Here is a 13,760-nt window from a genome sequence, read left to right as displayed (position 1 = left end):
TGTTATCATTTACTCAAACCATGGCGTCAGGCTTCCTGCCGCTGTCCCGATTTTTGCCTCACATAAAGAGTTATCGCCCTTGAGCACGCATTCCTTTTCTGCCCTGACATTACCCGTTGAGCAACTTTCTAACCTGAATGAACTGGGTTACACCGAAATGACCCCGATTCAGGAAGCGTCGTTGCCTGCCATCCTGCTGGGTCAGGACGTCCGCGCCAAAGCCAAAACCGGCAGCGGTAAAACAGCCGCTTTCGGTATCGGTTTACTGAACAGCATTACCGTTTCACAGTTCGTCGCTCAGGCGCTGGTATTGTGTCCGACCCGCGAACTGGCCGATCAGGTCAGCAAAGAATTACGCCGTCTGGCGCGTTTTACCCAAAACATCAAAATTCTGACCCTGTGCGGTGGCCAGGCAATCGGACCACAGCTTGAATCGCTGGTCCATCCGCCGCACATTGTGGTGGGTACGCCGGGCCGTATTCAGGAGCATTTGCGTAAAGGCACGCTGAAACTGGACGAACTGAAAGTACTGGTGCTGGATGAAGCGGACCGCATGCTGGATATGGGCTTTAGCGAAGATATCGAAGATGTCGTCAGTTATACGCCGCAGGATCGCCAGACGCTGCTGTTCTCCGCGACGTATCCGGACGGCATTGAGCGCATCAGTTCTAAATTTCAGCGTCAGCCGCTGAAGGTAGAAATCGAAGGCGAAGATGACATTGCTGATATCAGGCAGATTTTCATCGAAGCCGACAAACATCAGCGTTTATCGCTGCTGGCCGCGGTGCTGTATCAGTATCAGCCGACTTCCTGTGTGGTGTTCTGTAACACCAAACGTGACTGTCAGGATGTTTGTGATGACCTGAAGGCGAAAGGCATCAGTGCGCTGGCGCTGAACGGCGACCTCGAGCAGCGTGACCGCGACCGCGTACTGGTGCGTTTCTCCAACGGCAGTTGCCGCGTACTGGTGGCGACAGATGTTGCGGCACGCGGGCTGGACATTAAACAGCTCGGCCTGGTCATTAATTACGAGCTGTCTTTCGACCCGGAAGTTCACGTTCACCGCGTGGGCCGTACCGGTCGTGCGGGCACCAGTGGCCTGGCCGTCAGTCTCGTGACACCGCAGGAAATGCCGCGTGTAACGGCGCTGGAAGATTACACCCGCCAGCGGTTTACCTGGCAGCCCGCAGCGCAGGCACTGGCCGCCGCCCCGGTAGCGCTTGATCCTGAAATGGCAACGTTGTGCATCGATGGCGGCCGTAAAGCCAAAATCCGTCCCGGCGATATTCTGGGCGCGCTGACCGGTGACGCCGGGCTGACCGCAGCTGAAGTCGGTAAAATCGATATGTTCCCGGTTCATGCTTATGTGGCGATTCGTCAGAAGAGCGCTAAGAAAGCGCTGCAACGTTTGCAGGAAGGGAAAATTAAAGGCAAGAATTGCAAAGCCATTATCTTGCGTTAACCGGGTTTCTTATCGCTTTGCATTGGTCGTCTTGTTGTTAATGTTGTGTTATTGCCTTGTTGAGGATTATATTATCTAACGCAAGCGATGACCTTGCCTTATGTAGGGATATTGTCCGGCAAGGTCAACTGAATGAACGACAAAGACTGGGAAGACGAACGATGAAAAAGATAATCTTGGGCGTTGTGATGGCCGTTGCAGGAATGAGCGGTCTGAGCCAGGTTGCACAGGCCGATGAGCCTGAAGTGAGAACGGCAACGGTAACACCCTGTTCCACGGCCACAAAAGATGAAGTGGCAGCACTGGTTAAACGTGATTTCCTGCAAAACCGTATTCCGCGCTGGGATGCAGATAAAAAAGTGCTCGGCACTTCTACACCGGTGGCCTGGGTGGTGACTGACAGCATCAGCGGCAATAACGCCAGATGGAATATCCCGCTAAAAGTGCGCGGTGATCACACTGATAAAACCTATCAGGTGACCCTCAACTGCCAGATCGGCGAAATCAGCTACAGCACGCCGGTATAGCCTTTCTGCACTTCCGGTTGCGTCCGTTATTTCTTAGCGGACGCATTATTTCCCTGCATTGACGTCTCTTGGTTTCCCTGCCTAAACCTGTCACTCTTGTCACACCGCAAAGAGGACAAAGAGATCCCGAGATGATGACACCTCCAAAGGCTGAAAAACGCCCGCAAACCCTGAGCGTACACGGCGATGACCGCGTCGATAACTATTACTGGCTGCGTGATGATGACCGCGCCGATCCTCAGGTTCTGGCGTATCTGACCGCTGAAAACCAATATACCGAACAGGCCATGCAACCGCATCAGGCGCTGCGTGAAACCCTGTATGGCGAAATGGTTGCGCGTATTGCGCAACAGGATCATTCCGTTCCCTACGTGAAACATGGCTACCGTTATCAGACCCGCTATGAACCGGGCAACGAATACCCCCTTTATCTGCGTCAGCCCGCAGCGGAACATGAAAACTGGAGCACGCTGATTGATGGCAATGAACGTGCCAGAGACAGCGAATTTTACACGCTGGGCGGTCTGGATATCAGCCCTGATAACAAACTGATGGCCGTGGCGGAAGACTTTCTTTCGCGCCGTCAGTACGACATCCGCATCAAAAAACTTGATGACGAAACCTGGACTGACGATCTGCTGAAAAACACCTCCGGCAGCAGCGAATGGGCGAACGATTCTCAGACACTGTATTACGTGCGCAAACACAAGAAAACGTTGCTGCCGTATCAGGTTTATCGCCACGTGGTCGGCACTGATCCTAAGACCGACAAGCTGGTGTATGAAGAGAAAGACGACACGTTTTACGTCGGGCTGGATAAAACCACGTCTGAAAAATACATTCTGATCCACCTCGACAGCACCACGACTTCCGAGATCCTGCTGCTGGATGCCGATGATCCGCAGGCAAAACCGCAGGTGTTTCTCTCACGCCGTAAAGATCATGAATACGCTCTCGATCATTACCTCGGGCATTTCTACATCCGCTCCAATAAAGATGGCAAAAACTTCGGACTTTATAAGAGTGAAGATGGCGTGGAAGCAAACTGGCAGACGCTGATTGCGCCGCGTATTGAAGTGATGCTTGAAGGCTTCAGCCTGTTCCGTGACTGGCTGGTGGTGGAAGAACGTCATCAGGGGCTGACGCAATTGCGTCAGATCCACTGGAAAACTGGCGAGGAAAAATCGCTGGCGTTTGACGATCCGACCTATACCACCTGGCTGGCGTACAACCCGGAGCCGGACACCTCATTGCTGCGTTATGGTTATTCTTCCATGACCATGCCGAGCTCGCTGTTTGAACTCGATCTGGATACGCATGACCGTACGCTGCTCAAGCAGCAGGAAGTGAAAGACTTTGATGCGGCAAATTATCGCAGCGAACGTGTCTGGGTTACGGCACGTGACGGCGTGAAAGTCCCGGTGTCACTGGTGTATCGCCGCGAACTGTTTAAGCCGAATGAAAATCCGTTACTGGTTTACGGTTACGGTTCCTATGGCAGCAGTATGGATCCGGCGTTCAGTGGCAGCCGTCTGAGTTTACTCGACAGAGGATTTGTTTTCGTACTGGCGCACATCCGCGGTGGCGCTGAGTTGGGCCAGCAATGGTATGACGATGGCAAACTGTTCAACAAACTCAACACTTTCCATGACTTCATTGATGTGACCAAAGAACTGGTTGCTGAAGGCTACGGTGACGCCGGGCAGGTTTACGCCATGGGCGGCAGTGCAGGCGGTTTGCTGATGGGCGCGATTATTAATCAGGCGCCAGAATTGTATCGCGGCATTGTGGCACAGGTGCCGTTCGTTGACGTGGTGACCACCATGCTTGATGAATCCATTCCACTGACCACCGGTGAATATGACGAGTGGGGCAACCCGAACGACAAAGCGTATTATGACTATATGCTGCAATACAGCCCATATGATCAGGTTCGCGCGCAGGCGTATCCGCATATGCTGGTCACCACCGGACTGCATGATTCGCAGGTGCAATACTGGGAGCCGGCAAAATGGGTGGCGAAATTACGCGAGCTTAAAACCGATGATAACCAGTTGCTGATGCATACCGATATGGATTCCGGGCACGGCGGTAAATCCGGACGCTTCAAAGCCTACGAAGATATCGCGCTGGAATATGCCTTTGTGCTGGCGCTGGCAGCGAAGCACTAAATATCACACCTTTCCCCTAAATAATTCGGGTTGCAGCCAACGCCACTGCAGCGCGAAGTAGGACGGGGAGAATAAAAAAACCCGCTCTCGGCGGGTTTATTCTACGAAGTCCATTGTCAGGCAGAAGCTTTCTTGGCTTTTTTCTCAGCCTTTTTTTCGGCCGGGGTTTTCAGTGGTTTTTTCTTCGCATTCTTTTTGCTATCCATTCCTTTACTCATATTTGCCTCTCTTAAAGCTGGTGGATTGGGTTGCTCTGCTATTTACTGCTTAATTCGCTCCGGTTGCAAGTGTCTTCGCAGGTTTTTCTTCACTCTTTGCACGGCCGCTTTAAGGCGGGCCGGGCGTGCCTGAAAGTGAAATTGCGCGATAAGTATGCGAACGGTATGCAAAATAACGATTTTTGCTTATAACACCTTGTGGCGGGCTAGCCGATGCGCTGTTATGAAGATGTAAGCACATCAATCAATACACTGGCCGAATAGAACAGGAAATGTCATGCCAAAATTTAAAGGGTTATATCCGCCACGGGAAGCCTATGCCAGCGGCATGCTTGATACCGGCGATGGTCACCAAATTTACTGGGAACGCAGCGGAAACCCGGCAGGCAAGCCAGCAGTATTTCTCCACGGCGGACCCGGCGGCGGCTGCTCATCGGTACACCGTCAGTTGTTTGATCCCAATGATTATGACGTCATGCTGTTTGACCAGCGTGGCTGCGGACGCTCAAAACCTCACGCCAGTCTCGAAAACAATACAACCTGGCATCTGGTCGAGGATATCGAGCGTTTGCGCAAAATGGCCGGTGTCGACAAATGGCTGGTGTTCGGCGGCTCGTGGGGTTCAACACTGGCGCTGGCGTATGCCGAGACGCATCCTGAACATGTCAGCGAGATGGTGCTGCGCGGAATCTTCACGCTGCGTAAGCAGGAACTGTCCTGGTATTATCAGGACGGCGCGTCCCGCTTCTTCCCGGAAAAGTGGCAACGTATTTTGTCGATTCTGTCGGATGAAGAGCGTAAAGACGTGATTGCTTCTTACCGGGCCCGTCTGACTTCCGGCGATCGCGCTGTGCAGCTTGAGGCTGCTAAAATCTGGAGCCTGTGGGAAGGGGAGACCGTGACACTGTTGCCTGCGGAAGGTTCGGCATCCTTTGGTGAGGACAATTTTGCGCTGGCGTTTGCCCGTATAGAAAACCACTATTTTACACATCTGGGTTTTCTGGAAAGTGACGACCAGTTGTTGAAAAATGTCACACGTATTCGCCACATTCCGGCCGTCATTGTGCATGGCCGTTATGATATGGCCTGCCAGGTGCAAAATGCCTGGGATCTGGCGCAGGCATGGCCGGAAGCGGAGTTGCACATCATTGAAGGGGCAGGGCATTCGTTCGACGAGCCTGGCATTCTCGATCAACTGATCCGCACCAACCAGCGTTTCGCCGCCCGGCGCTAACGTTGCCTGCTACTCCCGTTTACTTTTGCTTCGGCTCATAAGGTAAGCGGGAGAACTTATGTGATTCCCCGCGATAGAACATCACCCGCTCACGAAAATAGGTGCGCAGATGCGCAGGCTGTTCGCGTTCCGCCATCTCAGCGACAACCGGCATGTTGTAGCGTTCTTTAAAGGCCACCGCTGAGGCCGCAAGATCGACATTGATACGATCCATTTCTTCTTTGCTGATTTCAGCCAGATTGATGCTCATAACTGCTTCCCGATGATCCGTTTTACCACATTGTACCCGAGGCAGGCGCCAGCGTGAATGTTGCGATTTGGCTTTTATGTTCCTGTGCCCGGCAAAGAATGCGGATAATTATCAGGAGTAAATAAGAACCATTCACAAATCAGAAGTGATAATTATATTCAACAAGGCGACGTTAATTAATATCGTAAATAAGAATGATTCCTTTTAATAGGGAATTACATGTTAATGATTATCATTGTTGAATATTTATTGGTTTATAAAATGATTTAAAATCAATATGTTAAAATTAATTGTTATTGCTGCGCATATTAATGTGAATGAGGTGTATTTATTTTGTGTTGATGCGGGCATAATGCAGATAAATAAATCAGCCCACCTGACTTAATTCAATTTATGGAGCCGTATCGTGCTTAAAAAAGAAATGATTGATCAGCTTAATGAACAGCTGAACCTCGAGTTTTATTCTGCCAATTTATATTTGCAGATGAGTGCATGGTGCAGCGACAAAGGCTACGAAGGTGCCGCCGCTTTCCTTAAACAGCATTCAATGGAAGAAATGGACCACATGCATCGCCTGTTCAAATACGTCAGCGATACGGGTGCTCTGCCTTTGCTGGGCGCAATTGCCGCTCCGCCGGTGGCTTTTGAATCCCTGACTGATCTGTTCAAACAGACTTACGAGCATGAACAGCTGATCACCCAGAAAATCAACGAACTGGCTGATCTGTCTATGACGCTGAAAGATTACTCTTCTTTCAACTTCCTGCAGTGGTACGTTTCTGAACAGCATGAAGAAGAGACGTTGTTCAAATCAGTCCTTGATAAACTGGCGCTGGTCAGCAACACCGGTAACGGCCTGTTCTTCGTGGATAAAGATCTCAAAAATATGGTGACGCAAACTCCGGCAGGCTAATTTCCCGCCAGAGGTGTTCACAAAAACGCAGAGTGCTTCCGCCTCTGCGTTTTTTTATGCCTTTTTGGCAAACGTTTTGTGGCGGTTTGCGCTAAAGTGACGGCGTTATAAATTCATCGTTAAGCAAGCCAAGGAATTATCGTGTTCAAAAAAACCACTTCTCTTTGCCGTGCCCTGGCAGTCTCAGCCGTTCTGCTGAGCGGATTTATCTCACAGCAGGCTTCTGCTCACGCCCATCTGAAAACAGAAACCCCGGCGGCGGATTCGGTGTTAACCGTCAGCCCGACTGAACTGTCTCTCGGCTTCAGTGAAGGGATCGAGCCTGATTTCAGTAAAATTACCCTGACGGACGCCAGCCAGAAAACAGTGAAAACCGGCAAAATGACGCTGGCAGCGAATGACAATACTCAGGCCGTTCTGCCACTTTCCGATGCGTTGAGCGCGGGGAAATACATTGTTTCGTGGAACGTTGTCTCCGTTGATGGTCACAAAACGCACGGTCAGTACAGTTTTACCGTTAAATAAACGATGAGTCTGACTGCACTGTTTGTTCTGTGCCGCTTCATGCATTTTGCTTCGCTGATGCAAATCTTCGGTCTGAGCGTTTTCTGCTCGCTGCTGACGCCTGCAGGTTTCTCGGCCGTGTTGTTGCGCAAAAACCAGACCCTGATGATTTGCTCCGCCCTGGTTGCGGCGGTCACTTCGGTCGGTATGCTGGCGATTCAGGCTGCGCTGATGGGCAACGGCTGGAGTGATGCGCTGAATCTGAATGTCTGGCTGCTGGTTTTAACCACTGCATTTGGTGAAGTCTGGCGCTGGCATTTATTACTGACGGCCGCGCTGTTGCTGGTGCTTTTGATGGACTGGCTGCCTGCGCGGAATATGCTGGTCTTCCTGTGCTCATGCGGTTTACTGATGAGTCAGGCGTTGGTCGGCCATGCTGCGATGCATGAAGGTCTGCCCGGGCTGGTACAGCGGACGAATCATGTGGTGCACCTGCTCAGCGCGGCCTACTGGTTCGGGTGTTTGCTGCCATTGCTGATCTGTATGGGGTATACCCGACAGCCTTCAGCAAGACCTTATGCTATTGCCACGCTTATCCGTTTTTCGCTCTGGGGACATGCCGCCGTCGCGCTGGTGATCCTCACCGGTATCATCAACACGGCCATTATTTTACAGCGCTGGCCAACGGATATGACGTCGCTTTACCAGTGTCTGCTGGTGGTCAAAGTGATCATGGTAGGAATGATGGTGGCTGTCGCTGTGTTTAACCGCTACCGGCTGGTGCCCTTAATGGGTAAAGAGCCAGACAGGGCACAACACTATTTTATCATGATGACCTGGCTCGAATGGGGGCTGGCGCTGGGTGTGTTACTGCTGGTGAGTGTGTTTGCCACACTGGCACCGCGCTGAACGGGTTATCTGAATAAGTACCAGGAAATTTAATATCACCGAGGAAAAATTATGAGGAAAACACTGCTAGCTTGTGTGCTGCTGACCTTATCTGCCAGCAGCTTTGCGGCACCCCAGTTGGAAACGATCAGCCGTCTGCAATACGGCAAAGCCTGGGCCTTTACCCGTGAAGAAGTCATGCTGCAATGCCGCCCCGGTAATGCGCTGTATGTGATTAACGACAGCACGCTGGCGCAATATCCTCTCAATGACGTGGCGAAAGAGCAGGTAAAAAACCATCAGGTTCAGGCTGTGCCACTGGAGAAAATCTGGCTGGACGATCCGCAGAACCCAGGGCAAAAAATGAGTCTGGCCCCTTTTATTGCCAAAGCTCAGTCGCTTTGCTGAACAGCCGTGCCGACGATAATTGACTGATGTAAATCCCATGTTTTGCGTATGTTGTCACACAATGAAAATAATACATCATTGTTATTATCACTATGTTTCAAACTGGGTGGAAAATAGTCATCTGTCGTCTACTCTTTAAGTTGTACGGCTTAACCGCCTGCATTAATGCCAACTTTTAGCGCACGGCTCTCTCCCAAGAGCCATTTCCCTAGACCGAATATAGGAATCGTATTCGGTCTTTTTTTTACTATTTGATTTATAAAGATAATTTCAGCATCTCCCTAAATCCTAAATCCTAAATCCTAAATCCTGTCTATATCTCCGTCCACTCGGTACCGCGGCTATCAGGATAAACGTTCGTCATTTTCATCGATTTATGCCCCAATAGTTTCTGAGCAAATTCCGCGCCGTATTCACGCTCGTAAAGCCGGGAAGCAAGACTGCGGGCTTTCGCTCCGTGATACACCGTTTTTTTACCGCGCGCCAGAATGCTTGGGTAATGCTATCCGCTCGAAGCGTGCCGGGCTGCCATCTGGTTTTTCTGCTGGCAGAACTGAGAATGAACTCAGTATTATTATTCTGCAAACTAAAATTATATATAGGGGATCTGCTGAGTAACAAGAAGAGAATAAATCATAATAATAGTTATCATTCCTATTTCATGGGTATCAGTATCATGAAGTGAGCTAATGTCTGCTGAAATTTTCAGAATTAAGGTTATGCTAATAATTCTTTTGTATGATTCAGACTATGGGTAAATATGCTAAGAGCTCATTAATGAAATTGCGAGTCTGGAGTCTGTTACCCCATGAATATGCTACTTTTTTTCGTATTCTTCACACCATGATGGCATTTTTAATACTGTCGGAAATTATTAACGCTAATCTGACAGAGACCGAAGCAATTGCTGAACATAGTCTTGAAGGGGTTATAACCTGGATGCACATTATTTAAGGATTTGGGCTTATTATATGTGGCTTTCTAATTTCATCGAGGTCTATTTTTATGCACATGGTGCGATGGGAGTTTTGCATCTTTTAATTGAAGCATATAAAAATGGTACACCTGACTTAAGTGATTAATTTTTGATGTGGCAATAATTTAGTTTGCCGTCCATTACAGGGTGAAATAATGAGTAAAAACAAAGCATTGACGCCATCCCTTACGCGCTACGCCTGGCTGTCCATTGCCACTGCGATTGCCACCATCGGACTAAAAGGTGTGGCGTGGAAAATGACCGGTTCGGTCGGTCTGCTGTCTGATGCCATCGAATCCGTGGTCAACCTCGCGGGAGCCCTGATGGCGCTCTGGATGCTGACCCTGGCTGCACTTCCGGCCGACGATAAGCACGCATATGGACACGGTAAAGCCGAATATTTTTCGAGCGCTTTTGAGGGGTTCTTGATCCTATTGGCGGCAGCCAGTATTGCCTATACCGCCGTTGATCGTATGTTGGCCCCGCAGCCACTCGACGCGGTTGGTGTCGGACTACTGGTTTCTGTGGTTGCATCCGTTCTTAATTTTGTGACGGCACGAATATTGTTAAGGGCTGGCAAGCAGCACAATTCAATCACGCTTGAGGCAGATGCTCACCACCTGCTGACCGATGTCTGGACGTCGGTCGGGGTCATTTTGGGCGTCGGACTGGTCTATCTGACCGGCTGGTTATGGGTCGATCCGGTTATTGCATTGCTGGTCGCGGCCAACATCGTGTGGACCGGTTATCAGCTCATGAGCCGTTCAGCTGCGGGTCTGATGGACGTCTCGCTACCCGTTGAAGAACTCGAAAAAATCGAGTCGCTGCTGGCGGGATACCGTGAGCAGGGGCTCGATTTCCATGCGCTGCGCACACGCCAGGCGGGCGGACGCGCGTTTATGACACTGCACATCCTCGTTCCTGGGATATGGACTGTTCAACATGGTCACGACTGGGCTGAGCGTATAGAGAATGATATCCGCACAGCACTGCCTTTTATCCATATCACCACTCACGTAGAACCCTTGGAAGATCCGGCGTCAATGAACGACCAGGCGCTCGACTGACGCACTCCCTGTTTATTAAACTTATTGATTTTAATAAATTGAATGAGTGTTTGGTTGTTTTTTTGATCATTCTTTAAATCAATAACCTATCTTTAGAACAACCCATTAAACCCCTTCCTGTTACCATAATAAGAAAGGGGAACGTTGCACCCGCGTAAGCATGGCAGCCATTCCCCTTATGTTTCAGCGAACGGAGTAAACTAGAGAAACTGCAGGTTCAGCCCGGCAAAAATCTGCCATCTGGGCTGACCAGGTCCGTGATCTGCCACTGAGCCTTGTGGCTCGATAAAGAAGTTGTAGACGGTTTTTTCCTGCCTGATGACCTGCCCAATCCCAAGCCCCATGGGGACGCTATAACTGTCATTCTGGAAGTTATAAACCCATATAGGTGCTGCGCGAAGATAAGTCCCGCCCCCTAACTGGTAAAAGAGAAATGGCTGGAATGTCCCGAGATGAACATCGTTGCGATCGTCTTTTCCGGCGAAACTGTGCTGCCATGACGCAAGGTAGCCGTATTGAAATTTTGGTGAACTCGCATCAAATAACACGTTGACCAAACCCGCTGACCATTTCTCTGTGCCCAATGAATCATCGCTTGCAGTAGGGGCAGTGATTTGCGGTCCAAAGCCAAAGCTGACAGCAGGATTGCCGGTATCAATCAGCCATGACGCGAAAAGATTAAGATCACCTGTGCCGGTTTTATGGCCGCCAGAGGGAGGTGAAGGGTATGTGTTTACAGGTAAAGAGCCGCGCAGTAGCCAGTGACTTTCACCCAGCGAAAATGGCTGGGCATAACGGAACCAGAACTGGTTGGCATCTTTATCGGTTCCGCTGGCGTCGCCGATATAATAATTCTGCATATTGAATGCAGTCATATTGGCCAGCGGGTTATTCGCCTGCGCAGCGTCCGGCGTATGTTCTTCGGCCGCCAGGACATAACCCGAAACGAAGGGGAAAAGTAAGGGTAATAGTGTGAATATCCGACGCATAAGATCACCTGAATTGAATTCCCCTGCGGCTGTGGTAGAAACACCGCAGGGGTTTTATTTATGGCGTGACGATATTGAACCAGAACTCAAATTTATCCATATAACCCAGCATTTCATCCAGCTTCGCACCGTTGCCGGTCACCTTCACATCGCCTTTATCTTCAGCTTGTTTCAGTGTGACTTCCTTGAGGATAATTTTGTTGAGGGTGTCACGGTTCAGGACAATAGTGGCATCGGCGTCTTTCGCTTCTGCATCGGCTGTATGATTGAGCACACCGTTTTCCAGTTCCAGCTTGTACTTGCCGCCGTCACTGCCCAGATCAACGTTAAACACCGCTTTCGCATTCGCCGCTTTCTCGCCATTGATATGCACACCCAGATAGTCGAAGAACATTTCAGGCGACATGGCTTTTACCGTATCCGCGCTTGCCGTATTCGGCGTTGGCAGTTTCTGCACGCCATTACGTAATTCCTGCGCGCCAGTGAGATAGAAATTACGCCATGGTCCTGATTCGGCCTGATAGCCCAGTTGTTCCAGTGCATCAGCTTCGAGGTTACGCGCAGCCTCATTTTTCGGGTCAGCAAAGACAACTTTACTCACCACCTGTGCTACCCACCGGTAATTCCCTTGATCGTAATCCTCTTTGGCCTTTTTCAGGATGTTATCGGCACCCCCCATATAATCGACAAACTTTTTCGCCGCCTCCTCAGGTGGTAGTTCATCTAATGTTGCCGGGTTGCCGTCAAACCAGCCGAGATAAAGCACATAGGTCGCTTTTACATCGTGGCTGACAGAACCGTAATAACCACGACTTGCCCAGGTTTTAGCCAGACCGTCCGGGAGTTTAAAGTTTGCGGCTATTTCATCACGTGTCAGGCCGGTATTCGCCAGGCGCAACGTCTGATCATTGATATAGCGATACATATCGCGCTGACTTTTCATCAGGCTGACAACGTTATCTTTACCCCACGTCGGCCAGTGGTGCTGTGCCATGATGATTTCTGCTTTATCACCCCAGCGGTTAATGGCATCGTTAATGTATTTTGACCAGGCTAGGGGGTCGCGAATTTTTGCGCCACGTAACGAGTATGTGTTGTGCAGGGTATGAGTAACATCTTCTGCTGCTTCGATGAGTTTTTTCTCTTCGATATACCACAGCATTTCAGACGGTGCTTCAGAGCCTGGCGCCATCATGAAATCGTAAGTCAGGCCATCAATCGTCTCTTTCTGTCCTGTCTTGGTGATGTAGTTGGTTGGAGCAATTAACGTTACTGTTCCCGCCGATGTCGTGGTACCCAGACCCGCACCCACCTGGCCTTTCGCATCTGGTTTCAGCAGGTTACCGTACATGTAACTGGCTCGGCGGCTCATGACATTACCCGCCATGATATTCTCGGAGACCGCTTCATCCATAAATCCGGCAGGCGCATAAATTTTTACCTTACCGGATTTCACATCAGCCTCGTCGACGACACCACGGACGCCGCCATAATGATCAACATGGCTATGGGTATATATCACCGCGACGACAGGTTTTTGCCCGCGATTTTTATAGTACAAATCCATACCCACTTTCGCGGTTTCTGCCGATACCAGCGGGTCAACCACCGTAATCCCTTCTTTACCCTCGATAATTGTCATGTTTGAAAGATCAATATTGCGGATCTGATAAACCCCGTCGGTAACTTCAAAGAGACCGCTGATATTAATTAATTGTGACTGTCGCCAAAGGCTTGGGTTGACGCTTTCAGGAGCCTTATCGCCTTCTTTGATGAAGGCATATTTCTGAGGATCCCAGACAATATTCCCCTGGGAACCTTTGATCACCTCTGCTGGTATTGCAGCAATGAATCCTTTATGTGCGTTGGTAAAGTCGGTGTTGTCGGAGAAAGGAAGCTGATTATAAAGTGCGTCATTGACCTGTTTGGTCGCCGCCGTAGCATCCTTTGGCGCTTCCTGGGCAAATAGCGGTGTGAGGCTGGTTGATGAAAGTAACCCTGCCAGAGCAAGGCTTTTGACTATCAATTTAAGCTTCATTGCTTATCCTTAAAAATAATCACCCCACCAGGTGGGCATATTCATTAATCCGCATGCGATATACCTCACCCGGGGTATAACGACTGTGGATTAATCTTTTCATGACTCATTTTAA

At 50.0% G+C, this 13,760-nt stretch carries 13 protein-coding genes; 9 read left to right on the top strand and 4 right to left on the bottom strand.

The window, feature by feature from the left end; translation table 11 throughout:
• The first annotated feature begins 79 nt into the window (after nucleotides 1-79).
• The 4 genes from dbpA to pip all read left to right on the top strand — a co-directional run bounded on the left by dbpA (nucleotide 80) and on the right by pip (nucleotide 5,612).
• Nucleotides 80-1,462: an ATP-dependent RNA helicase DbpA gene (dbpA, locus tag GW591_RS09250; RefSeq protein WP_013576182.1), complete on the top strand. Its 1,383-nt coding sequence runs from the start codon at nucleotides 80-82 to the stop codon at nucleotides 1,460-1,462.
• Between the two features lie 161 nt (nucleotides 1,463-1,623).
• Nucleotides 1,624-1,989, top strand: a complete 366-nt coding sequence (yebF, locus tag GW591_RS09245) for a protein YebF (protein ID WP_013576181.1) — start codon at nucleotides 1,624-1,626, stop codon at nucleotides 1,987-1,989.
• 131 nt (nucleotides 1,990-2,120) lie between these two features.
• Nucleotides 2,121-4,160: a S9 family peptidase gene (locus tag GW591_RS09240; RefSeq protein ID WP_121020076.1), complete on the top strand. Its 2,040-nt coding sequence runs from the start codon at nucleotides 2,121-2,123 to the stop codon at nucleotides 4,158-4,160.
• A 495-nt stretch (nucleotides 4,161-4,655) separates the two neighbouring features.
• Nucleotides 4,656-5,612 (top strand): prolyl aminopeptidase, encoded by a 957-nt coding sequence (gene pip / locus GW591_RS09235; RefSeq protein ID WP_013576178.1) that lies wholly within the window; start codon nucleotides 4,656-4,658, stop codon nucleotides 5,610-5,612.
• A gap of 19 nt (nucleotides 5,613-5,631) precedes the next feature.
• On the opposite strand, the gene GW591_RS09230 is transcribed toward pip, so the two are convergent.
• Complete coding sequence (locus GW591_RS09230; RefSeq protein ID WP_013576177.1) at nucleotides 5,632-5,862, bottom strand: DNA polymerase III subunit theta; 231 nt, start codon at nucleotides 5,860-5,862, stop codon at nucleotides 5,632-5,634.
• Nucleotides 5,863-6,268: 406 nt separating this feature from the next.
• On the opposite strand from GW591_RS09230, the gene ftnA reads away from it, so the two are divergent.
• From ftnA to GW591_RS09210, 4 genes are all read left to right on the top strand, one after another.
• Nucleotides 6,269-6,775, top strand: a complete 507-nt coding sequence (gene ftnA / locus GW591_RS09225) for a non-heme ferritin (RefSeq protein WP_013576176.1) — start codon at nucleotides 6,269-6,271, stop codon at nucleotides 6,773-6,775.
• 138 nt (nucleotides 6,776-6,913) lie between these two features.
• A complete protein-coding gene (copC, locus tag GW591_RS09220) occupies nucleotides 6,914-7,300 on the top strand; it encodes a copper homeostasis periplasmic binding protein CopC (RefSeq protein WP_369794827.1) in 387 nt (128 codons plus the stop codon).
• Nucleotides 7,301-7,303: 3 nt separating this feature from the next.
• Nucleotides 7,304-8,188: a copper homeostasis membrane protein CopD gene (gene copD, locus GW591_RS09215; RefSeq protein WP_037037430.1), complete on the top strand. Its 885-nt coding sequence runs from the start codon at nucleotides 7,304-7,306 to the stop codon at nucleotides 8,186-8,188.
• A gap of 51 nt (nucleotides 8,189-8,239) precedes the next feature.
• On the top strand, nucleotides 8,240-8,575 hold the full coding sequence (locus GW591_RS09210; RefSeq protein ID WP_013576173.1) for a YebY family protein: 336 nt from the start codon (nucleotides 8,240-8,242) through the stop codon (nucleotides 8,573-8,575).
• Nucleotides 8,576-8,888: 313 nt separating this feature from the next.
• Here GW591_RS09210 and GW591_RS09205 read toward each other — a convergent pair whose 3' ends face one another.
• Nucleotides 8,889-9,041: a tyrosine-type recombinase/integrase gene (locus GW591_RS09205; RefSeq protein WP_072012305.1), complete on the bottom strand. Its 153-nt coding sequence runs from the start codon at nucleotides 9,039-9,041 to the stop codon at nucleotides 8,889-8,891.
• A 665-nt stretch (nucleotides 9,042-9,706) separates the two neighbouring features.
• On the opposite strand from GW591_RS09205, the gene GW591_RS09195 reads away from it, so the two are divergent.
• Nucleotides 9,707-10,618, top strand: coding sequence for a cation diffusion facilitator family transporter (locus GW591_RS09195; RefSeq protein ID WP_119261801.1), 912 nt, complete (start codon nucleotides 9,707-9,709; stop codon nucleotides 10,616-10,618).
• A 200-nt stretch (nucleotides 10,619-10,818) separates the two neighbouring features.
• On the opposite strand, the gene GW591_RS09190 is transcribed toward GW591_RS09195, so the two are convergent.
• Together GW591_RS09190 and GW591_RS09185 are read right to left on the bottom strand one after the other, a co-directional pair.
• Entirely contained in the window at nucleotides 10,819-11,607 is a 789-nt protein-coding gene (locus tag GW591_RS09190; RefSeq protein ID WP_112152161.1) for a hypothetical protein, read from the bottom strand.
• Nucleotides 11,608-11,665: 58 nt separating this feature from the next.
• Nucleotides 11,666-13,645, bottom strand: a complete 1,980-nt coding sequence (locus tag GW591_RS09185; RefSeq protein WP_121020110.1) for an alkyl/aryl-sulfatase — start codon at nucleotides 13,643-13,645, stop codon at nucleotides 11,666-11,668.
• Nucleotides 13,646-13,760: the final 115 nt, after the last annotated feature.

Origin of the sequence: Rahnella aceris, from assembly GCF_011684115.1 — a bacterium.
In the GTDB taxonomy this organism is placed as follows: Bacteria; Pseudomonadota; Gammaproteobacteria; order Enterobacterales; family Enterobacteriaceae; genus Rahnella; species Rahnella aceris.
Note: the sequence above shows the minus strand (reverse complement) of the source record. Positions and strands in the feature narration are given on the sequence as shown.